We start from the raw sequence: 20,769 nt of genomic DNA on the forward strand, positions 1-20,769 counted from the left end.
TTTCTCGTTTTTTTTGCGCTCCCCCCCCTTCCGCCCCCTTCCCTGTCCCCCCCCCCAACGCGGCGAGGCGCGGTGCCGGGCGGCGCGGGTCAGGCAAGATCCGGAAGAGACGGCCTAGTTCGGCCGGCTGCGTGGCGAACCCCCGGTGCGCCGTGGGCGCCGCGCGTGGTGGCCGGGCGGGTTCAACGGCCTTGTGTTGCCCGGGTGCTGCGGGAACGTGAAACAGCGTGAACAGGCCGTGGCGGGTGGGCCCGGGAAGATCCGGATCGTGCGGGCAGCGGCTAGCGTCCCCGTCAGAGGCGTTCCGCGGGGCGATCGCCGCACGGGACCAGGGGCCCGGCCGCCCCCTCGGCCACCGCCGTGCCGGCCGGCCCCGCACCACCGGCATCCGTCTGCGGCGTACACCGCGGCCGGTTCCGCTCCGTACGCGCCGCACGGTTCGCAGCACGTGGCACCGTCCGTCGCCCTCGGGCGCCGTGCGGCCGTTCTTCGCCCCCCTCCAGTCCTGAGGACCCCTTGATGCCGTTCTCCCTGCCCGCAGGCGGGCGCCTCGCCGCGCTCGTCTGCTCCTTCGCCCTGGCCCTCGGCGCCGGCGGCCTGACCGCAGCTCCCGCCTCCGCCTCCGCTGACGGTCCCGTGTCCCCGTTCGGCCCGCAGGCACCGCAGAACCCGTTCACCGCGGCCAACGGTGCAGCGACCATGCATGGCGACAGCGCCTCCAGCGGTACCACCACCTACCCCGGGCCCGGGACCTCCGCCATCGACTACTCCCGGACGGCGCTGGCCTCGGCCTGCCCGACGGTGGTCGTGGGCGGTGACGGCTATGTGATCGCGCTGTGCACCACCATCTTCGGCCGGACGCCGACCGTCCACCTGCTCGACCCCAAGACCGGGACCGACCTCGCCTCGCTCTCCCTGGCCAAGGGCAGCCTCTTCGGCGGCGTCTACGCCTACCTGGACCACAGGGACCGCCTGGTCGTCGTCGACGGGAACAACGACCTCGTCCGCGTGGGCCACCACCGCACCGGCTCCGGATGGGAGCTGCGGATCGACGAGTCCACCCCGCTGGGAGGCGCCGTCCCCGCCGGGGACAACATCGTGGGCCTGACCCCCGACTGGGACGGCAGGGTCTGGTTCGCCACGAGCGGCGGAGTGATCGGGACCGTCGACACCGCCGCCGGCGCGGTACGCAGCATCAGCACCGGTGAGGGCGTCCAGAACAGCATCTCCACCGTCCCCGGCCGCACGGCCGTCGCCACCGACCATGCCCTCTACCTGCTGTCGGCCGCCGCCGACGGCACCCCGGTGGTGGACTGGCGGGCCCCCTACGACCGGGGACCGGCCCGCAAGCCCGGTCAGCTCAGCTGGGGCACGGGGACCACGCCCAGCTTCTTCGGACCGGACCAGGGCACCGAGTACGTCACCATCGTCGACAACGCCGCCCCGCACGGAAACCTGCTCGTCTACCGGGCGGCGGGCGGCCCGGACCCGGTCTGCCGGATCCCCGTGCTGACGGGGTACGCCCGTAGCGGCACCGAGGACGCCGTCATCGCCTCCGGCCGCAGCGTTTTCGTGACCAACACCTACGGATACCCGTACCCGGCCCTGCCCGAGGGCGCTCCCGCGAGCCAGCCCTCCTCGGCGGACTTCGACGGCGGTCTCAGCCGGATCGACGTCAATGCCGAGGGCACGGGCTGCTCGGTGGTGTGGAACAGCCCGGTGAAGTCCGCGGCGCTGCCCCGGCTCTCCCTGGCCGATGGGAAGATCTACACGGTCTCCGTCACCGGGCCGACCGGCAGCGCCGGCCTCAACACCTTCGCCCGGTACCACCACGCGGTGATCGACCCGGCCACCGGGGCGCAGCTGAACAGCTCCTTCCTGGGCATCGGGCTGGTCTACAACCCGCTCCAGATGCGGGGGACGGCCGCCCCGGACGGCACCCTCTACCAGGGCACCGAAACCGGGGTGGTGCGCATCTCCAGGCGCTGACCCGTCGAGGGAGCCGGTCTTCCGGCCGACTCCCCGGGAACAGGGGCGCCATGACGCCCTGTTTCCGGGGAGCCTGACGCGCCGTCACGTCAGTCGTCGAGGCCCTCGACGATGCGGAAGTCGCGCTCGACGCCGTCGGAGAGGACGGCCAGCGCCTCCTGGTAGGCCGGACTCTCGCGCGCCGCGACGGCCTGCTCGAAGCTGTCGAACTCGATCAGGATGGTGCGCCCGGCGATGCCGGCGTCATGCGCCACCACCCGACCGTCACGGACGAGGACCCGACCGCCCCCGGCCTTGACGGCCGGACCGACCAGCTCGTTGTAGGCAGCCAGCTTCTCAGGGTCGAATACGGTGCGGTAGACGCTGACCCAGTAGCCCTTGGGCATGGAACCTCCAGTGCGGTGATGAGAGTGCTCTGATTTACGGGTTGGTCTCGGACGGGCGTCGGCGGGCGAGCGCGAGACTTGTCAGCGTCGCGATCGCCATGGCGCCGATGCCGACCAGCGCCGCGGTGGTGTAGGCGCTGTCGTCGGGGAAGAGGTGGCCGCGGCCGGTGCCCGCGGCGAGGATCAGGCCGCCGACGGCACTGCCCAGGGAGTACCCGACGCTGCGGACGACGTAGTTGAAGCTCATGGCGCTCGACGTCTCGCTCTTGGGGGTGACGGCCAGGATGACGCCGGGCATCGCGGCCGAGAAGCCGCCGACGCCGAAGCCGAGCACGCCCATCGCCGCGAACAGTTCGGCCAGGTCCGACCGGGCCGCCGCGAACAGGGCGAACCCGGCGCCGACCACGACGGCGCTGCCGGCCAGGAGCAGGGGGTCGGCGATCCGCGTCCGGACCCGGGGCGTGAGCTTCCCTGCGACGAACCCCAGCGCCGAGAACGGGATGAGGACCAGCCCGGCCACGAAGGTCGTCAGCCCGAAGCCGTAGCCGGCGCCGAGCGGCGTCTGTGCGTACCGGGTGATGAGCGTGAGCAGGAGGTACATGCCGATCCCGCCGACGAACATGGCGAGGTTCGCCCCGGCGACCGCCGGGTGCCGCACCGCGCGCACATCGACCAGGGGCGTCGTGCTGCGCAGCTCGATGGCGGCCCAGACGCAGAACAGCACCACCGCGACCAGGGCGAGGCCCGCCGCCACGGCGAGGTGCCGGCTCCACAGGTTCCGTTCGCCGGCGAGGAACAGCACCAGGAGCAGCGCGGCGGCCAGGACGACCGCGCCTGCCACGTCCACATGGGCGGAGCGGCCTTCGGGGGCTTCGGGCACGGAGCGCCACGCGGTCAGGAGGGCGGCGGCGGTGACGACCAGGCCGAGGCCGTAGGCGGCCCGCACCCCGCCGAGCTCGGCGAGCAGTGCGGCCAGCGGGTAGCCGACGCCGGCCCCGATGATCGAGACCACCGAGATCAGGGCGATCACGGCCGCGCCGCGCTCCTCGGGGAGGTGGTCCCGGGCCACGCCCATCATCAGCGCCGTCAGCCCGAGCCCGACGCCCTGGGCCGCCCTGCCGGCCAGCAGCCACCCGAACGGCAGCGGCAGCACGGTGAGCGCGCTGCCGGCGACGACGACCGTCAGCGTGACGAGGATCGTGGCCCGCCGGTGCGGGCCGGCACCGAGCCGGCCCAGGACCGGCGTGGCCACGGCGCCGCTGAGCAGCGCGACGGTCAGCGTCCACTGCGCACTGCCGAGCGAGACGTGGAACGAGGTCGCCACGCTGGTGATGAGCGGCGCCCCGAGGCTGCCGACCGCCGCCACGACCAGAGCGACGAACATCAGGGCGGGGACCAGCGGCCGCGCCTCGGAACGCGCCACCGGGAGCGCTTTCACCGCGGCCCCGCCGGCCGGCTGCCCGATGACTGCTTCGGCCCTTCGCGGTCCTGGCTTTCGAGCTCGGCCAGACGCTCCAGCGCCGGAAGGGCCGCCACCAGCGCCTCGACCTCGTCGCCGGTGAGCTCACCGATCAACCGCTCGAACGCGTGGACGCCCGCCTGACGCCGCGTCCGGACATAGGAGGCGCCGGCCTCGGTCAGGCACACCAGCGTGACCCGCTTGTCGGACGCGTCGCCCCGCCGCTCGACCAGGCCGGACTCCTCCATCACCCGGACCAGGGCGGTCATCGCGGGCTGGGTGACGCCCTCGACCGCGGCCAGATCGGTGATGCGCCGCGGGCCGGTCCGGTCCAGGGTGGCCAGGGTGGCGGCGGACGTGAGGCTCATGTCCCGGGGCAGCCGTCTCGCGGCCCTGGTGGCCAGGGCGTAGAGGGCTGCACCGACGGCAGCGGACGCGCCAGGAGTGGCGTCTTGACGACTCATACCCGAAGCATAGCACTTTTATATTTATCGTTTATGGATATGGGAGGACGAGCCTGGGCGGTCAGACCGCCTTGGCGAGGAAGGCGCGGGTGCGCGGGTGTTGGGGGGTGTCCAGGACGGAGGCGGGCGGGCCCTGTTCGACGACGGCTCCGCCGTCCATGAACACGACGGTGTCGGCGACCTCGCGGGCGAAGCCGAGCTCGTGCGTCACGACGATCATGGTGGTTCCGGCCCGCGCGAGGTCCTTGATGACGTCCAGGACCTCACCGACCAGTTCCGGGTCGAGCGCAGAGGTCGGTTCGTCGAAGAGCAGCACCTTGGGTTCGAGGGCGAGCGCCCGGGCGATGGCCACGCGTTGCTGCTGGCCGCCGGAGAGCTGCCGCGGATGGGCGTCGGCCTTGTCGGAGAGGCCGACGCGGGCGAGCAGCCGGCGGGCCGTCGCCTCCGCCTCCCGGCGGGGGCGCCGCAGCGCGGAGACCGGGGCCTCGACCAGGTTGTCCAGGACGGTCAGGTGCGGGAACAGGTTGAAGTTCTGGAAGACGAACCCGATGCGGGTGCGCTGCCGCAGCACCTCCCTCTCCTTCAGCTCGTACAGCCTGCCGCGGGACCTGCGGTAGCCGATGAGGTCGCCGTCCACGCCGATCCAGCCCCGGTCGACCTTCTCCAGGTGGTTGATGGTGCGCAGCAGTGTGGACTTGCCCGAGCCGGAGGGGCCCAGGATGACCGTGACCTCGCCGGTCCTGACCGTCAGGTCGATGCCGCGCAGCACCTCCAGTGGTCCGTAGCTCTTGTGGACGCCGCGCACGTCGACCATGACGTCGTTCACGGGTTCCCTCCTCATGGGTGCTCGGCCGGGTTGATCTGCGAGGTGTCGATCGCTGAGGCGGTGGTGCCCCACTTCTTGAGGATCGCGGCGTAGGTGCCGTTCCTGACCAGCTCGTTGACGGCCGCCTGGACGGCCGGGGTGAGCGGGGAGTCCTTCTTGAAGGCGAAGCCGACGTCGAGACGGTGGTACTCGCCCAGGAAGGTGGTGTGCGCGGCGGGCTGCGCGGCCTGGTGGCGCAGGCCGTTGATCGTCGACATGACGACGTCGATCCGGCCCTGCTGGAGGGCGGTGGTGACGGCCCCGGGGTCGGAGAAGACCTTGACCTCGTACGGTTTCCTGCCGGCGGCGGCGCACACGCCCTGCCGGGCGGTGAGGGTCTTCTCGAACGTGGTGCCCGCTCCGGTGCCGACGGTGAGCCCGCACAGCTGGACGAGGTCGGTGACCGGTGTGGTGAGCCGGGTGCTGCCCGTCTTGACCGCGAAACCCTGGCCGTCGTTGATGTAGGTGACGAAGTCGACGGTCTTCAGGCGTTCCGCGGTGACGCCGAAGTTGCCCGTGCCGAGATCGTACTTGCCGCTGCCGAGGGCGGGCAGGATCGTCTCGAACGAGGCTCCCTGCCGCTCCAGCTTCACCCCGAGGACCTTGGCGACCGCGTCGGCGATGTCGATGTCCTGGCCGGCGGGCGGCTTGTCCTGCCCGTTCGGGTAGTAGGCGGAGGGCGGGGACCCGATGGAGCTGCCGATCCGCAGGGTGCCCGTGCGGCGGACGTCGGCCGGGAGCAGGGAGGCGATCGCGTCCACGGTCCGTACGGCGGCGACCGGGTCGTCGGCCGGTCCGGATCCGGCCCGGGCGCCCGCCGGCGCCGGGGCCGCGCCGCCGGAGCCGCAGGCGGTCAGCGTCAGGAGGGACAAGAGGGGCAGGAGGAGCAGCGCCGCGGCCATGCGCGGTGCCGGTGTCCTTCTCCTCGGAAGGCCCACGCTGGTTTCCGCCGTGCGCGGGGCGCGCTGCGCGGAGGTCACCGCCGTACCGCCGAGACGGGCCGACGGGGCTCGGACACCGGCTGCGCGGCCGCGCGTGCGGCGTCGCGCTTCGCGACTTCCTCCCGGACCAGCGGGATGACGTACCGGCCGAAGTCGACGGCGTCGTCCAGCAGGTCGTAGCCGCGGGCCGAGAGGATGTCGACGCCGAGGTCGTGGTAGTCCAGCAGCGCCTGGGCGACCGTCTCGGGGGTTCCGACCAGCGCGTTGGAGTTGCCCGCGCCGCCGGTGGCCGCGGCGGTCGGCGTCCACAGCGCCCGGTCGTAGCGCTCGCCCGCCTCCGCTATGGCGATCAGCCTCCGCGATCCGGTGTTCTCGGGTGCCGCGGCCTGTGTGACTCCGCCCCGGGCGTGTCGTGCGGTGGCCTCCTCGCGCCGGCGGCGGATGGCGCCCAGGGTGCGGTGGGCCTTCTCCCAGGCCAGCTCCTCGGTCGCGGCGATGATCGGACGGAAGGCGACCTGGATGCGCGGAACGTCGGTGCGGCCCGCCGCCCGGGCGGCCGCCTTCACCGCGTCGATCTGCTGGGCGGTCTTCTCCAGGGGCTCTCCCCAGAGGCAGTAGATGTCCGCCTCGGCCCCGCCGGCGGCGTACGCGGCGGGCGAGGAGCCGCCGAACGAGACGTCGGGACGGGGTCGGCGGGCGGGGAAGACGTCGCTGACGAAGTCGTGGAAGCGGTAGTGCTCGCCCTCGTGGTCGAAGGGTTCGCGGGTGGTCCAGATCTTCTTGACGATCCGGATGTACTCCCTGGTGCGGGCGTAGCGCTCGTCCTTGGTGAGGGTGTCGCCCTCGCGGCCCTGTTCGTGGTCGTTGCCGCCGGTGATGAAGTGCACGGTCAGCCGGCCGTCGCTGATCTGGTCGAGGGTGGCGAAGGTCTTGGCGGCGTAGGTGGGGTAGGAGACGTTCGGCCGGTGGGCGAGCAGCAGCTGGAGGCGGTCCAGACGGGCGGCGACGTACGCGGCCGCCGGTACGGGGTCGGGGGATCCGGACCCGTAGGCGAACAGCACCCGGTCCCAGCCGTGGTCCTCGTGCGCCCGGGCGAGGCGGAGCGTGTAGTCCTTGTCGAAGGCGGCACCGGACCGGGCGGTGGTTTCGGATCCGTCATGGGTGGCGGCGATGCCGAGGAATTCCACGGGCATGGGGGTGGCCTTTCGCGGGGGCGGTGTAGTCATCAGGGCAGGGGTGGACGCCGGCTCGTACGGCGGACGGAAGGCGCACGGCGGACGGCAGCCGTCGGCCGGTGGTGGTACGGGTGCGCGGGAGCGGTACGGGTGTGACGACGCGGGGCATCGGGGGGGAAGGGCGGCGGGCAGCGCGCGTCCGGGCGCGGGTCACCGGGCCGGCGTGCGGGGACGGCGGCGGTGGTGCGCGGGGAGGTCTCGGCCCGCGACGGGGTCACCGAGGGAGGGAAGGGCCGATCAGGCAGCCCGCTGCCGCATCAGGCGCGACACGCGGCGGACCACACCCGACCGAAGTCGATGTGGCCGCGCGAGACGAGGCGCTGATGGGCGTTCATATGACTACTTGAGCAGTACACGATGGTCTTCGTCAAGCAACGGCCGGATCCCGGACCGCCCCGGCCGTACGGACCGCGCATGGTTGACAGGGACGTGCCGCAGGCACTTACGATCGGCGGCGGAACGGCTCCACCCGTACGGAGGGCCGTTCCGCCGCGTTGAGGGACGCGGCGAGCGTGACGACGCGGGGTTCCCAAACCCCACCCCATCCATGCCGCGATCCCTCGACTGGAGGGCCTCCCATGGCCGCCGTCCCTTCCGACGTCTCCCCCGCCCCCGCCACCTCCGCGCCGGAGCCCGGCGCCGCCCCCACGGCCGACCCGCCGCGGATCGTGCCGCGCCGACGCGTGGGCCGCCGGGTGTCCGCCGCCGCCGCGCTGTTGGTCTTCGCGCTCCTGGTGCGTTCCGTCCTGCGCAACGACGCCTTCCAATGGGACGTGGTGGGCCGGTACTTCACCACCTCCGCGGTCCTGAACGGGCTGCTGCTGACCCTGTGGCTGACCGCGGTGGTGATGGTGCTCGGCTTCCTGGCCGGCACCGTCCTGGCGGTGATGCGGCTCTCCGACAGCCCGGTCCTGCGGACCCTGAGCTGGGGGTACGTGTGGATCTTCCGCTCCACTCCCCTGCTGGTGCAGCTGCTGTTCTGGTTCAACATCGGCGCCCTGTACCCGACGCTGGGTCTCGGAATCCCGTACGGCCCGCGGCTGTTCACCGTCGAGACCGTGAACCTGCTCGGCCCGACCCTCACGGCCGTCGTCGGCCTGACCCTGCACGAGAGCGCGTACGCCGCCGAGGTGGTGCGCGGCGGGATCCTCTCCGTGGACCCCGGTCAGACCGAGGCCGCCCAGGCGCTCGGGCTGGGCAGGCTCCGCACACTGCGCCGGATCATCGTTCCGCAGGCGATGCGCTCGATCGTGCCGACCGCCGGGAACATGCTGATCGGCACCCTCAAGGGCACCAGCATCGTGAGCGTGCTGGCCGTGCACGACCTGCTGTACTCGGTCCAGCTGGTCTACAACCAGACCTACCAGGTGATTCCGCTGCTGCTGGTCGCCACCCTCTGGTACGTCGCCGTCACCACCGTGCTGAGCGCGGGCCAGTACTACGTCGAGCGGTATTACGCGCGCGGCACCTCGCGCGGCGCTGCCGACCGAAAGGCTTTTCATTTCACCAAGAGGCGTTATATGTACGGCGGATGAAATCGGCCGACGCATTCGCGCATTCCGATATCGAGGCCGTTGACACCCCTTCTCCGGGCCGCCTAACTTACGCCGCAGATACCCCCATCGGCGGCCTCTCTCCTCCGGCACGACCGCTGCTTTTCGATTCACGGGGCTGGCCGGATCCCGTTTCGTCGAAGCCGCTGGAGTACCCGTTGACCGAACCACTGCTCCTCTCCGCGCCCACCGGCCCCCCGGGCCCCGCGGGCCCCTCGGAGGCGGCCGAGCGGGTCCTCCCGCTGCGGCGCCCCGGGCGGTGGGTGGCCGCCGTCGCCGTACTCGTGCTGGTCTCCCAGGCCGGCCACGGGCTGATCACCAACCCCTTCTACCAGTGGGACCGCTTCGCGTACTGGTTCCTGCGTCCGGTCGTGCTGGACGGGCTGCTCATCACCCTCCAGGTGACCGCGTACAGCGCGGTCCTCGGCCTGGCCGGCGGTGTCCTGCTCGCCCTCGGCCGGCTCTCGGGCAACGTGGTGCTGCGGTCCGTGAGCTGGACCTACGTCTGGCTGTTCCGCTCCGTGCCGCTGATCGTCGTCCTGCTCTTCCTCTACAACCTCAGCGCCCTCTATCCGACCCTCAGCATCGGGGTGCCGTTCGGGCCCGCCTTCGTCACCTTCGACGAGTCGCGGTTCGCCACCGACATCGTGGTCGCCGTGGTCGGCCTGGGGCTGAGCGAGGCGGCGTACGCGGCCGAGATCGTCCGGGCCGGCGTGCTCTCGGTCGACCAGGGCCAGCACGAGGCGGCGGCGGCCCTGGGGCTGCCCCGGCGGCGCCAGTTCACCCGGATCGTCTTCCCCCAGGCGCTCCGCTCCATCGTCCCCTCGTACGTCAACCAGCTGATCGGCCTGCTCAAGGCCACCTCGCTGGTCTTCTACGTCTCCCTGCTCGACCTGTTCGGCTCGGTGCAGAGCCTGGCCAGCACCTACCCCGGTGACGTGGTGCCCCTGCTGCTGGTGGCGACCGTCTGGTACGTGATCCTCACCAGCCTGGTCTCCGTCGTCCAGTTCCACGTCGAGCGGCACTACGCCCGCGGGGCACTGCGCTCCGTGCCGCCCACCCCCCTCCAGCGGGCCCTCGCCGGCCTGCGCGAGCTGCGGCCGCGCTTCCGGCGGGAGACGGCCCCGTGACAGACCCGTCCATACACGTGAAAAGGAACACCATGCGAAGCCGGTCCCTCCTGCGCACCAGACTCGTCCGCGGCCTCGGCGCGACGACCGCCACCGCCGCCCTGGCCGCGGGACTCACGGCATGCGGCGGTGACGCGAAGGCCGACGGCGGGGCCCCGGGCAGGGTGACCGTCGGCGCCGTCTCCAACGGGGCCGCCCGGCAGACCGAACTGTCCGTCCCCGTCGTCGAGTCCCTGCGCGCGCAGCTCCCGAAGTCCGTCCGCGACCGCGGCGAACTGGTCATCGGCGTCGGCGCCCTGCCCGCCGGGTTCCCGCCGCTCGCCTACGTCGGCACCGACCAGAAGACCCTCACGGGCGCCGAGCCCGACCTCGGCCGCCTGGTCGCCGCGACCCTCGGACTGAAGCCCGTGGTCAAGAACTCCACCTGGGAGAACCTCTTCGTCGGCGTCGACAGCGGCAAGGTCGACGCGGCGTTCTCCAACGTCACGGTCACCGAGGAACGCAAGAAGAAGTACGAGTTCGCCTCCTACCGCAAGGACAACCTGGCCTTCGAGGTGCTGAAGGAGAACCCCTGGAACTTCGGCGGCGACTACCGCAATCTCGCGGGGAAGACGGTGGCGGTCAGCAAGGGCACCAACCAGGAGAAGATCCTGCTGGAGTGGCAGGCCAGGCTCCGGGCCGAGGGCAAGGACATCGAGGTCAAGTACTTCCCGGACCCCAACAGCGTCTACCTGGCGCTGAGCGGCGGGAAGATCGACCTCAACTTCGGGCCGAACCCCTCCATCGCCTACCACATCACGCAGACCGCGAGCGGCAACGCCCCCACCCGCAACGCCGGTTCGTTCTCCGGGGCCGGAGAGAGCGTCCAGGGGCTGATCGCCGCCACGGCGAAGAAGGACAGCGGGCTGGCCAAGCCGCTGGCGGAGGCCGTCAACCACCTGATCGGGAACGGCCAGTACGCGCAGCTGCTGGCCGCCTGGAACCTGTCGAACGAGTCCGTCACCACCTCCGAGGTGAACCCGCCCGGCCTGCCGCAGACCGCCTCATGAGCGCGGCGGACCCGGGCGGCGCCGCGGCACGGACCTCGCTCGCCCCGCACGTCCGGGACGCCCCGGACGTGTCGGACGTGTTGGACAACGCCGCCTGGGCCTCGCTGGCCGGCGCCCACTCCGCGTTCGCCGAGCACCCGCGCGGAGCCCCGCCCGGGCTGTCCCGCGCCGCCCGATATGGCCCGGAGGTCGCGCCCTTCGCCGCCCTCGCCGACCCGGCCGACCCGCGTTCCTGGGCCGACCTGGCGGCGCTGGTCGGACCGGGCCGGGTCGCCTCGCTGGCCGGCGTCCTGACCCCGCCCGCGGGGTGGGAGACCGTCGCCGCCGTCGAGGGGGTACAGCTGGTGGACACCTCGCTGCGCGCCGAACCCCTGGGGGAAGCGGTCCGGCTGGGGTACGGAGACGTACCGGAGATCCTCGCGCTGATCGAGCTCACGAAGCCGGGGCCCTTCCTGCCGCGCACCGTGGAACTGGGCACCTACCTCGGCGTCCGGCACCGGGGCCGGCTGGTCGCCATGGCCGGGGAGCGGCTGCGCCCGCCCGGCTGGACCGAGATCAGCGCCGTGTGCACCCGTCCCGGGTACCGGGGGCGGGGCCTGGCGACCGGGCTGGTGCGGGCCGTGGCGGCGGGGATCCGGGAGCGGGGCGAGGTCCCCTTCCTGCACACCGCGGCGGCCAACACGGGGGCGGTCAGGCTCTACGAATCGCTCGGTTTCACCGTGCGCCGACGGCCTTTCTTCATGACGGTCCGGGCACCGGGCAACACGGCTGCCCCATAGGTGTGACGTTTTCTCTCTTTACTCCTTCCCCGCACGTGCGATCAGGAAAGGCGGAATTCTCCGTGTCCGAACTCCCTCCCGTCGGCGCGCTCGGCGGCGCGGTCCTGTACCCGGCGGGCCGGCCGGCGGTGGTGGCGTGAAATTCCTCGCCATCACCCTGATCGCGGATTCCGCGGACCCGGTGACGGGTGCGCCCACCCCCACCCGCGAGCGGTTCCGCGAGGTCGTGGACGCCGCCCTGCTGGCGGAATCGCTCGGCTTCGACGGATTCGGGGTGGGCGAGCGCCACGAACGTCCGTTCCTGTCCTCCTCCCCGCCCGTGGTCCTCTCGCACATCGCCGCGCTGACCCGTCGGATCCGGCTGTTCACCGCCGTCACCACCCTGAGCCTGCTCGATCCGGTGCGGGCGTACGAGGACTACGCGACCCTCGACCACCTCTGCGACGGACGCCTGGAGCTGATGATCGGCAAGGGCAACGGCACGGCGCAGCGGGAGCTCTTCCACGTGACCCCCGAGGACCAGTGGGAGCGCAACACCGAAGGCTACGAGCTGTTCCGGCGGATCTGGCGCGAGGACAAGGTGACCGCCGAGCCGCGCTTCCGACCCGCCCTGACCGGGGCGGAGGTGCTGCCGCGGCCGTACCAGCGGGCCGTCCGGGTCTGGCACGGCAGCGCCACGAGCCGGGAGTCCGTCGATCTCGCCGCGCGCTACGGGGACCCGCTCTTCTCCGCGAACGTCACCCATCCCATCGGCCCCTACGCCGAGCTGATCCGGCACTACCGGGAGCGCTGGGAGCACTATGGGCACGATCCGGCGCACGCGGTCGTCGGGGCGGGCACGGCCGGCTACCACGCGGCCCCCACTTCACAGCGGGCGGCGCTGGCGTACCGGCCGGCGTTCGCCCGCTACCTCGACTCCCACAGGCGGCAGGGGCTGGATCCGGTGTTCCCGACGCTGGAGGACTTCATCGAGCGCAGCTCGGCGCTGATCGGCAGCCCGCAGCAGGTGATCGAGAAGGTCCACCGCTACCACGAGGAGTTCGGCCACACGGTCCTGCACCTCCAGGCCGAGCCGGGCGGACTCAGCGCGGCGGAGCACCGCGCCTCACTCGAACTCTTCCAGTCGGACATCGCCCCGGTGCTGCGCCGCGAGATCCCGGACCCGCCCTTCCCCGACCCGCCCTTCCCCGACCCGTCCTCGCCCGACCGCTGAGCAGCCCGGAGCGGGGAAGCGGCGGTGCGAAGCGTTCAGTCCGGGAAGGAGTAGTAGAGCGCCTTGCCGTAGAAGGACGCGAAGTGTTCCTGCCAGTTGGCGCGGACCGTGGCGAGCCAGGCGTCGTTCTCGCCCGCGATCGCCGCCTCGGCCTGGGCGACGGCGGCGGGGATGTCGGCGGAGACCAGCCGCTCGACCGCCGCCACCGGGTCCTCGTCCCCGAGGGAGACCATCTCGCCGGTTTCCAGGAGGAAGTACCGCGCCCGCTGACTGTCCAGGTGCGACGTCGTCGCCTGCACACACCGGTCGAACTCGTCGTCGTCCTGCAGTCCCTGACCGACCGTGAGGAGGAGGTCGCGGAGCAGGGCGGCGCCCTTGCCGTAGTCCGCGGCGATGCCGATGCGGGGGCTCCAGATCATGGAGGGGACGATCGTCGTGCCGTGTCCGACCAGGAGCTGGTGAGCGAGCGGGACAGCCCAGTTGTGTTCCGATATGCACCGGATCGGCTTGGGGATGTCGTCCTCGGTGGGCATCGAATCGGCGGAGTAGAGATAGGAACGGTTTGCCATGACGGCGACCCTAACAGCGGGGTCTGACACACGTCGTGGCGAAGCGGCGCCCCTCAGATGTCCGGTAGGACGAGGAAGACCTCCGAGAAAGTGAGGTCGTGCCGGTCAGTCGCCTGGCCGCACGGGCAGCGCAGCGTGGTGCGACGCCAGTCGCAGGTCACCGACCAGGGGCCGTCCGCATTTCCGCAGGTGGAGCAGCGGAAGGTGTCGGCCGTCCAGACGTCGCGGGCGGGTCTCCCGTAGTGCCGGAACCGGCCCCTGTGCCGGATCCGCCAGGGGGTGGCCTCTGGTGTGGGCGGAGTGGTCCCGGGTGGATGCGGGGCGGACAGTGCGGCGAACAGCGCCGTCAGTTCGGGCAGGAGGGCTTCGCCCGCCCCGGTCGGCGCCGACGGGAGGCGGGCGCCGGTGGTCGGGGGAAGCGGGTAGTGCGGAGCCGCCGCGGCGGCCGGTGGATTCGGGACGCCGGACCACGGCAGGAAGGCGCGTGCGACGGCGGCCAGCAGGGCGGCGGCCGGCGCGCTGACCGCGCCGGCGTCGAGGTGGTGCACTGCGCTGCGCCAGATCCGCTGGAGCCGCCGGTCCCGGTCCACCGCCCGCGCCCGTGCGTTGCCGGCCGCGCGGGCCGGGAGTGGGGCCGTGAGGCGGGCGAGAAGCGCGGCCGCCGCCGCGGTGTCCGCCTCGTTGGCGCGCCACTCCCCGGCGGCGAGCAGGCGCCGGGCGCGGTCCGCTTCGCGGGTCAGCGCGAGAACCGGCAGCTCTGGGGCGGGCGAGGTCGGGGGCGGGTCGTCCTGCCTGCTCGCCATGCGCTTCACCCCTTCGTCCCGGATTCCTGGCCGGCCGCGTGACCTTGCGCTGTGCGTATCCCATCACAGGAGTGCGCGCGCCGGGCCGCCGGGCCCGTGGCGCGCGGAGGGTGGCGTGAAGGGCGGCCGTGGGCGGCGGCATCCGCTGTTCGTGGGCCGCCACCATCTACGTGAAGTCCGTCTTCAACGCCGGTACGTCGAACGGGCAGCGGGGGGCCGAGCGGCGTCACAAGGTCTTCATGTCCTGTGCATGGTCCTGGCGGAGCCGTGCGTCCATGATCGGCGCACACGAACGGTCCCCACCCACCCGAGGAGCACTTCGCCATGTCCAGCCGCCGTACCTTCCTGGCCGGTTCGACCGCCGCGCTCGGCGTCGCCGCCGCCGCGGCCGTGCCCGTGGCCCGGGCCGCGCCCTCGGTGACGGACCCGGAGCCGGCGGCCCCCGGCGGCCGGCCGCCGAACCTCGTCGTCGTCCTCGCCGACGACCTCGGCTACGGCGAGCTCGGCGCGTACGGGCAGCGGCTGATCGCCACCCCGCGCCTGGACCGGCTGGCCGCCGAGGGGCTGCGGTTCACCGACGCCTACTCCACCGCCGCCGTCTGCGCCCCCTCGCGCGGCTCCCTCCTGACGGGGCTCCACACCGGCCACGCGACGGTGCGGGCGAACCCGTCCTCCGGCGGCCAGGGTTCCCTCACCGCCGCCGACACCACCTTCGCCCAGGTGCTCCGGGCACGCGGCTACCGGACGGCGGTGATCGGCAAGTGGGGCTTCGGCCCGGAGGCCGCCGGCCAGGACAGCCACCCGGCGGCCCGCGGCTTCGATGAGTTCTACGGGTACATCGACCACAGCCACGCCCACCAGTACTACCCCGAGTACCTCTGGCACAACGACGTGAAGGAGCCCATACCCGCCAACGCGGGCGGCGCGAAGGCCGTGTACGCGCCCGATCTGCTGGAGCGGCACGCCCTGGACTTCATCGGGGACCACGCGGCGCAGCCGTTCCTGCTCCTGCTGACCCCGAACGTCCCGCACGCCCCCAGCGACATCCCCGACACCAGTGCCTACGCCGACCGCACCTGGACCGCCGCGAACAAGGGGCACGCCGCCCAGGTGAGCTACTTCGACGCGCTCGTCGGCAAGGTCGTCGACCGGCTGCGCGCCCTCGGCCTGGAGCAGGACACCGTCCTCCTCGTCACCAGCGACAACGGCCCCCACGAGGAGGGCGGCGTCAACCCGGACCTCTTCGACGCCAACGGCCCGCTGCGCGGCTACAAGCGCAACCTCTACGAGGGCGGCGTACGCGTCCCCTTCATCGCCTGGGGCCCCGGCCGGGTCAGGCAGGGCACCAGCGACCGCCCCACCCCCCTGACCGACGTCCTGCCCACCCTCGCCGAGCTGGCCGGCGCCCCCGCCCCCACCGACGTGGACGGCCTGTCCGCCGCGCCCCTGCTCGCCGGCAGCCCGGACGCGGCCCGCCACGGGCACCTGTACTGGTTCCGCGACGAACTCGGCGTCACCAGCCGGGCCAACGCCCAGGACGCGCAGCGCGCCACCTGGCTGGCCGAGGCGGCGCGCCGCGACAACTGGAAGGCGGTGCGCTTCGCCCCCGAACGCGACCACGCCCTCCCCGACGCGAAGTGGCAGGTCGAGCTGTACGACCTCGCCACCGACCCCGGCGAGACCCGCGACCTCGCCGGCACGTACCCGGCCCGGGCCGCGGAACTGGTGGCGCTGATGCGTTCCTCCTGGAAGGACCCGTATCCGCGCACCCCGTTCGGTGTCCGCCTGACGCTGCCCGCCCTGGCCGTCCCGGGCGAGGCGTTCACCGTCACCGCCACCCTCGACAACGGCTCCTCGCGCCCCTGGACCGGCCCCGCGCTCGGCCTCGCCGCCCCCGCCGGATGGACGGTGGCCCCCGCCTCCCCCACCAGCGCGGAGCAGCTTGCCGCGGGCGGCCGGCTCACCGTGTCCTGGCAGGTCACCCCGCCCGCGAACGCCGCTCCCGCGACCGTGTGGTCGCTCACCGCCGAGGGGAGCGCCGTCGCGCCGGGCGGTCCGGTCCGCTACACGGCGGCGACTACCGTGCCGACGCCGCCGCCGGCCCCGACCCGCGACTCGTACCTCTCCGACCTCGCCTGGATCAGCGCCGCGAACGGCTGGGGACCGGTGGAACGCGACGCCTCGAACGGCAAGAACGCCGCCGGGGACGGCCCGCCGATCTCCTTCGGGGGCACCTCGTACGCCAAGGGGCTCGGCGTCCACGCCCCCAGCGACATCGCCTACCACCTCGGCGGGGCCGCCGTACGGTTCACCTCGCTCGTCGGCATCGACGACTTCTCCGCCAAACAGAGCGCGCTCGGCGCCACCCGGGCCAAGGTCTACGGAGACGGCCGGCTGCTGCTGACCACCCCGACCCTGACGGCGGCCGGCGGCCCCGTCGCGGTCGACCTGGACGTGCGCGGCGTACGCGTCCTGCGTCTGGTGGTCGAGGACGCCAACAACCGGACGTCCTTCGACCACACCTCCTGGGCCCTGGCCCGCGTCACCGTCTCCTGAACCGGCGTTCCGGGTGGCCTACGCGGGACCGGCGGCCACCCGGAAGCCGATGTTGCCGGTCGAGCTGTCCGGCGTGTTCGAGCTGCGGGCGGCGACCCGGTAGCGGTTGCAGTAGGAGTCGTGGCACAGGTACGAGCCCCCGCGCATCGCCCGCGAGGTCTCCTCGCCGGGGGTGAACCAGTCGGCGCACCACTCCCAGACGTTGCCGACCGTGTTGTAGAGGCCGAAGCCGTTGGGCCGGAAGGACTTCACGGGGGCGGTGGAGACGTGGCCGTCGGCACCGGTGTTGTGCACCGGGAACTCGCCCTGCCAGATGTTGCACATGTGGCGGCCGCCGGGCGTCAGCTCGTCACCCCACGGGTAGCGCCGCTGCTCCAGCCCGCCGCGTGCGGCGTACTCCCATTCGGCCTCGGTGGGCAGGCGGGTGCCGGACCAGGCGCAGTAGGCCAGGGCGTCGTTCCACGAGACGTGGACGACGGGATGGTTCTGCCGGCCGGTCACGTGCGAGCCGGGCCCTTCGGGGCTGCGCCAGGACGCCCCTTCCACGGCCCGCCACCACGGGACGCCCTGCACGGGGCGGGACACGGCGGCGACCTCCTCGGCGAGGAACGCGCCGAAGGTGAAGGAGAACCCGAAGCGCTCGGCGTCGGTGGTGTACCCGGTGGCCTTGACGAAGGTGGCGAACCCGGCGTTCGTGACGGTCGTGGCCGCGATCCGGAAGGGGTCCACCGTCACCTCCCGGACCGGCCCCTCGGCGTCGGCCGGAAAGCCCTCCGGGTCGTCGGTGCCCATCAGGAAGCGGCCGCCGGGCAGGCTCAGCAGCTGCCGGGCCGCCCGGGAGGGCGGGGCCGCGGGGGGCGGCGGCGCGAGGGTGAGCACGGGGGCGTGTGCGTGGCCGGGGGTGCAGCATGCGGGCATGTCGGCTCCATGGGACAAGGGCGGCCGGACACCGGCGCATGGTGGCGCGAGGTGGGGGTCCTGCTGCCATGGCGACGAGAGTAGGCGCAGCGGAACGCCGGTTCCATGTACAGCGGATGAAATGGGGAACGGCCCCGGCGCCTCGGAGGCGGACGGGGCCGTTCGGCGGCGGGCGGCGTCCCGCGCCGGGTTCGCCGGGACGTGGAACGTGCCGGTCAGTGCCGGGCGGTGCGGACGGCTCCGGTCCCCCGGTCCGGCACGTCTCCCGCCCAGTCGACGATCCGTACCGCCGCGCCGGCGGCCTCCTTGCCCCGGCACTGTGCGTGGTGCCGGCGGGCGATGCCGTCCAGGTCGAGGTGGCGGGCGAAGGCGGGGTGCGCCGCCAGCCGTCGCGCGTACGACCACAGGTGCGGGTGGTCGGTGAGGCGGTAGACCGCGGCCGCGTCCAGGTGCCAGCGGTGCACGGTGTCCAGCTGGACCAGCGTCACCCACAACTCGACGTCGGCGGCGGTCGGTTCCACGCCCAGCAGGTACTCGGCGCAGGACAGCCGCCGTTCCAGCGCGCCCAGTGCGCGCAGCAGGGTGGCCAGCGCGGTGTCGCGCTCCGCCTGGTCGCCGCCGGACCGGCCGGCGCGCTGCGCGGCCGCGTTGATGCCGTGCTCGCAGAGCCGCCCGACGGCCTCGATCCGCTCCTCGGCGCCGGCCGGGTACAGCTGGGGGCCGCCGGTGTCGAAGAGCCTGCCCATGTCCTGGAGGATGTCCGGGGCGTGCGTGCTGACGATCCGTCCGGTCCAGCAGTCGGCGAGTACCGGTGCCACGGCCGGTCCGGGGTACCGGTGCGAGCTGGCCTGGTAGAGGGGGCGCAGTGCCAGGTGTCCGCCATCGGGCGCGTCGGGGACGGCGGGCAGCAGCGTCATCGGGAGGACGTCGTCCAGGGCGAGCAGGCTGTGGGTGACCGCGATCCGCAGACACGACGGGCCGGACGGCGAGAGGTGGAGCCGGTAGCGGTACGGCACGGCGGGGTAGCCGCTGCGCGCGTCACGGCCGATCCTGCTCCGGAAGGGCGGCGCGTCGGTCGGGCGAGTGGTGGACATGCTTCTCCCTGGGATTGCGCGGGCACGGGGCATGCGACGACGGCGGCCGGCGACGGATTCGGCGCGGCCGGGACCCGGAGGGTGAGGGGGGCGCAGGTCAGCCGCGGACGGCTGCGGGGGCGCCGGGGTGCGCGGGATCCGCCGCACTGCACACGCGCAGGAGGTCGATGTGGCGGCGGGACGTGAGCAGCGGGAGCGCGGGCACGGCGGCGCGCACGCCGTCGGTACCTCGGTCCAGCGCTGAACAGCCCATGATTTCCCTACCGGTTCACCAGGATTCGCCGTTCTGGAGTGTCGGCGCCCGTCCGGGTGGGTGTCAAGACCGCCGCCGCGGCCGCGCCCGGGTCACGGTGGTCCAGGGTCCCGGACCTGGCGGACCCGGTGGGGCCGCCCGGCGGGGCGGTCACACCGGGTCCGGTTCGTCGCCCTGTGCGCCGCGACGGTGCCCGGCGGGGTGGTCAGCCGGGCCAGGTGCCGGTCAGACGCCGGACGGTGGCGGCCCCGGTACGGTCCACGGCCGCCTTGACGACGGCGAAGATCGCGCCCTGCAGGGCTGCCGCGATCAGGACCTCCTGCCAGGTGCGGTCCTCGTCGGTGGCGTCCGGAGCGTCGTCCTCGTGCCCCATCACCTTCCACACCTGCTTGAAGGCCGCACCCGCGACGAGGCCGCTCGCGGCGCCGAGGGCCAGCCCGACCGGCTTGTACGCGATCTTGGAGGCTTTCACTTGCGCCTCCGGCTCCGGCGCAGGAGCAGGAACAGCACCAGCGCCGCGGCGCCGACGCACAGCGGGCCGCGGTTGGCCCGCGCCAGGGACGCGGCCGCCCCGGCCTTCTCGCGTACCGGTTCCGGGGCCACGCCGGCCGCCAGGTGGCCGGCGTGGCTCATGCCGTCACGGACCTGGGCTGCGGCGTGGGCGGCCTTGTCCAGCACCGGGTCCGGGGCCTTGTCCTTGATCGCCTCGGCCGCGTGGGCCGCCGTGTGCCGGAGCTGCTCGACGGTCTGCGCCGCCTTTTCGGCGACCTGCTCCTTGATCTCGGCCGCCTTCTCCTTGGCCTGCTCCCTGACGTCGGCCTTGGCCGCCAGCGCCTCCACGGTCTTGCCGAGCTCGTCGCGGGTGCGCTCGATCTGCTCGCGCAACTGGTCCGGAGTCGGTTCCGCGGCGGGTCCCGGTCCGGATCCGTCGCCCCGGGGGTGATGGCTCATCGGTGTGTCCTCTCCTTGATCTCGGCGACATCGGCCTTGACGCTGTCGATGGTCTTCTCGGGCGCGGGCCCTCCGGCCCGGGCGACCTGCTTCCGGCCGGCCACGGCCAGGACCGCCGCAACGGCCGCCAGCGCGGCGGCGACGACCAGGGCCGCCGCCCACACGGGCAGGACCAGGGAGAGCGCCGCGATCGCGGCGACGACGAGGGCCTGGGCGGCCAGGACGCCCATGAGGCCGGCCCCGCCGAACAGGCCGCCGCCGACCCCGTAGCGTTTGCCCTTCTGCGTCATCTCCGCGCGGGCCAGTCGCATCTCTTCCCGGACCAGTTCCGAGATCTGCTGCGACGCACGCGTCACGAGTTCGCCCACCGGCGCGTCGCCGCCGTGCGCGACACGGCTTCCAACGGCACTCATCGACCCTTCACCTTCCTCCGCCTGCCGGGAATCCCCGGGGCGCGCATACCCGGGAACCCGCCGGTCACCCCTGGGGCGCGCGTGGTCATCCGCACCGCGCCCCGCCTCCTGGTCCGCCGCCGGCGCGTTCGACACAGCTCCGCCGCCGT

The 20,769-nt window shown here is 73.1% G+C and carries 21 protein-coding genes; 7 read left to right on the plus strand and 14 right to left on the minus strand.

Annotated elements, in window-relative coordinates; all coding sequences use genetic code 11:
* Positions 1-519: 519 nt before the first annotated feature.
* On the plus strand, positions 520-1,989 hold the full coding sequence (locus tag ACZ5NJ_RS15880; protein WP_468765451.1) for a hypothetical protein: 1,470 nt from the start codon (positions 520-522) through the stop codon (positions 1,987-1,989).
* Between the two features lie 89 nt (positions 1,990-2,078).
* Here the strand turns inward: ACZ5NJ_RS15880 and ACZ5NJ_RS15885 are convergent, their stop codons facing one another.
* The 6 genes from ACZ5NJ_RS15885 to ACZ5NJ_RS15910 all read right to left on the minus strand — a co-directional run bounded on the left by ACZ5NJ_RS15885 (position 2,079) and on the right by ACZ5NJ_RS15910 (position 7,297).
* A complete protein-coding gene (locus ACZ5NJ_RS15885) occupies positions 2,079-2,375 on the minus strand; it encodes a DUF1330 domain-containing protein (RefSeq protein WP_468765452.1) in 297 nt (98 codons plus the stop codon).
* Positions 2,376-2,409: 34 nt separating this feature from the next.
* Positions 2,410-3,759 carry an MFS transporter gene (locus ACZ5NJ_RS15890; protein ID WP_468765558.1) on the minus strand — a complete coding sequence of 450 codons (1,350 nt, stop codon included), beginning with the start codon at positions 3,757-3,759 and terminating at the stop codon, positions 2,410-2,412.
* A 50-nt stretch (positions 3,760-3,809) separates the two neighbouring features.
* Positions 3,810-4,202 carry a MarR family winged helix-turn-helix transcriptional regulator gene (locus ACZ5NJ_RS15895; RefSeq protein ID WP_468765559.1) on the minus strand — a complete coding sequence of 131 codons (393 nt, stop codon included), beginning with the start codon at positions 4,200-4,202 and terminating at the stop codon, positions 3,810-3,812.
* Between the two features lie 157 nt (positions 4,203-4,359).
* Positions 4,360-5,112, minus strand: coding sequence for an amino acid ABC transporter ATP-binding protein (locus tag ACZ5NJ_RS15900; protein WP_468765560.1), 753 nt, complete (start codon positions 5,110-5,112; stop codon positions 4,360-4,362).
* 23 nt (positions 5,113-5,135) lie between these two features.
* Complete coding sequence (locus tag ACZ5NJ_RS15905) at positions 5,136-6,065, minus strand: ABC transporter substrate-binding protein (RefSeq protein WP_468765453.1); 930 nt, start codon at positions 6,063-6,065, stop codon at positions 5,136-5,138.
* 74 nt (positions 6,066-6,139) lie between these two features.
* Entirely contained in the window at positions 6,140-7,297 is a 1,158-nt protein-coding gene (locus ACZ5NJ_RS15910) for an LLM class flavin-dependent oxidoreductase (protein ID WP_468765454.1), read from the minus strand.
* Positions 7,298-7,917: 620 nt separating this feature from the next.
* Between ACZ5NJ_RS15910 and ACZ5NJ_RS15915 the strand changes: the two genes are divergently transcribed.
* From ACZ5NJ_RS15915 to ACZ5NJ_RS15935, 5 genes are all read left to right on the plus strand, one after another.
* Positions 7,918-8,874 carry an amino acid ABC transporter permease gene (locus tag ACZ5NJ_RS15915; RefSeq protein WP_468765455.1) on the plus strand — a complete coding sequence of 319 codons (957 nt, stop codon included), beginning with the start codon at positions 7,918-7,920 and terminating at the stop codon, positions 8,872-8,874.
* Positions 8,875-9,050: 176 nt separating this feature from the next.
* Positions 9,051-10,022, plus strand: coding sequence for an amino acid ABC transporter permease (locus ACZ5NJ_RS15920; protein WP_468765456.1), 972 nt, complete (start codon positions 9,051-9,053; stop codon positions 10,020-10,022).
* Positions 10,023-10,054: 32 nt separating this feature from the next.
* Positions 10,055-11,071, plus strand: coding sequence for an ABC transporter substrate-binding protein (locus ACZ5NJ_RS15925; RefSeq protein WP_468765457.1), 1,017 nt, complete (start codon positions 10,055-10,057; stop codon positions 11,069-11,071).
* A complete protein-coding gene (locus ACZ5NJ_RS15930) occupies positions 11,068-11,850 on the plus strand; it encodes a GNAT family N-acetyltransferase (RefSeq protein ID WP_468765458.1) in 783 nt (260 codons plus the stop codon). Before ACZ5NJ_RS15925 ends, ACZ5NJ_RS15930 begins: the two co-directional genes overlap by 4 nt.
* A 136-nt stretch (positions 11,851-11,986) precedes the next feature.
* A complete protein-coding gene (locus ACZ5NJ_RS15935) occupies positions 11,987-13,063 on the plus strand; it encodes an LLM class flavin-dependent oxidoreductase (protein WP_468765459.1) in 1,077 nt (358 codons plus the stop codon).
* A 35-nt stretch (positions 13,064-13,098) separates the two neighbouring features.
* On the opposite strand, the gene ACZ5NJ_RS15940 is transcribed toward ACZ5NJ_RS15935, so the two are convergent.
* Positions 13,099-13,632, minus strand: coding sequence for a DUF7822 domain-containing protein (locus ACZ5NJ_RS15940; RefSeq protein ID WP_468765460.1), 534 nt, complete (start codon positions 13,630-13,632; stop codon positions 13,099-13,101).
* A gap of 53 nt (positions 13,633-13,685) precedes the next feature.
* Positions 13,686-14,435 carry a hypothetical protein gene (locus ACZ5NJ_RS15945; protein ID WP_468765461.1) on the minus strand — a complete coding sequence of 250 codons (750 nt, stop codon included), beginning with the start codon at positions 14,433-14,435 and terminating at the stop codon, positions 13,686-13,688.
* Between the two features lie 324 nt (positions 14,436-14,759).
* On the opposite strand from ACZ5NJ_RS15945, the gene ACZ5NJ_RS15950 reads away from it, so the two are divergent.
* The gene (locus tag ACZ5NJ_RS15950) at positions 14,760-16,991 is read left to right on the plus strand and encodes a sulfatase-like hydrolase/transferase (RefSeq protein ID WP_468765462.1); all 2,232 of its coding nucleotides are present in this window, start codon (positions 14,760-14,762) and stop codon (positions 16,989-16,991) included.
* A gap of 18 nt (positions 16,992-17,009) precedes the next feature.
* Here ACZ5NJ_RS15950 and ACZ5NJ_RS15955 read toward each other — a convergent pair whose 3' ends face one another.
* The 6 genes from ACZ5NJ_RS15955 to ACZ5NJ_RS15980 all read right to left on the minus strand — a co-directional run bounded on the left by ACZ5NJ_RS15955 (position 17,010) and on the right by ACZ5NJ_RS15980 (position 20,620).
* Positions 17,010-17,909: a formylglycine-generating enzyme family protein gene (locus tag ACZ5NJ_RS15955; protein ID WP_468765463.1), complete on the minus strand. Its 900-nt coding sequence runs from the start codon at positions 17,907-17,909 to the stop codon at positions 17,010-17,012.
* A 215-nt stretch (positions 17,910-18,124) separates the two neighbouring features.
* Positions 18,125-19,003 (minus strand): glutathione S-transferase C-terminal domain-containing protein, encoded by an 879-nt coding sequence (locus tag ACZ5NJ_RS15960; protein ID WP_468765464.1) that lies wholly within the window; start codon positions 19,001-19,003, stop codon positions 18,125-18,127.
* 97 nt (positions 19,004-19,100) lie between these two features.
* The gene (locus tag ACZ5NJ_RS15965; RefSeq protein ID WP_468765465.1) at positions 19,101-19,220 is read right to left on the minus strand and encodes a putative leader peptide; all 120 of its coding nucleotides are present in this window, start codon (positions 19,218-19,220) and stop codon (positions 19,101-19,103) included.
* Between the two features lie 241 nt (positions 19,221-19,461).
* Positions 19,462-19,728 carry a DUF4235 domain-containing protein gene (locus ACZ5NJ_RS15970; protein WP_468765466.1) on the minus strand — a complete coding sequence of 89 codons (267 nt, stop codon included), beginning with the start codon at positions 19,726-19,728 and terminating at the stop codon, positions 19,462-19,464.
* Entirely contained in the window at positions 19,725-20,207 is a 483-nt protein-coding gene (locus ACZ5NJ_RS15975; RefSeq protein ID WP_468765467.1) for a DUF3618 domain-containing protein, read from the minus strand. Before ACZ5NJ_RS15975 ends, ACZ5NJ_RS15970 begins: the two co-directional genes overlap by 4 nt.
* Positions 20,204-20,620: a phage holin family protein gene (locus tag ACZ5NJ_RS15980; protein WP_468765468.1), complete on the minus strand. Its 417-nt coding sequence runs from the start codon at positions 20,618-20,620 to the stop codon at positions 20,204-20,206. Before ACZ5NJ_RS15980 ends, ACZ5NJ_RS15975 begins: the two co-directional genes overlap by 4 nt.
* Positions 20,621-20,769 lie beyond the last annotated feature (149 nt).

The organism is Streptomyces sp. NPDC032091, assembly GCF_055580265.1.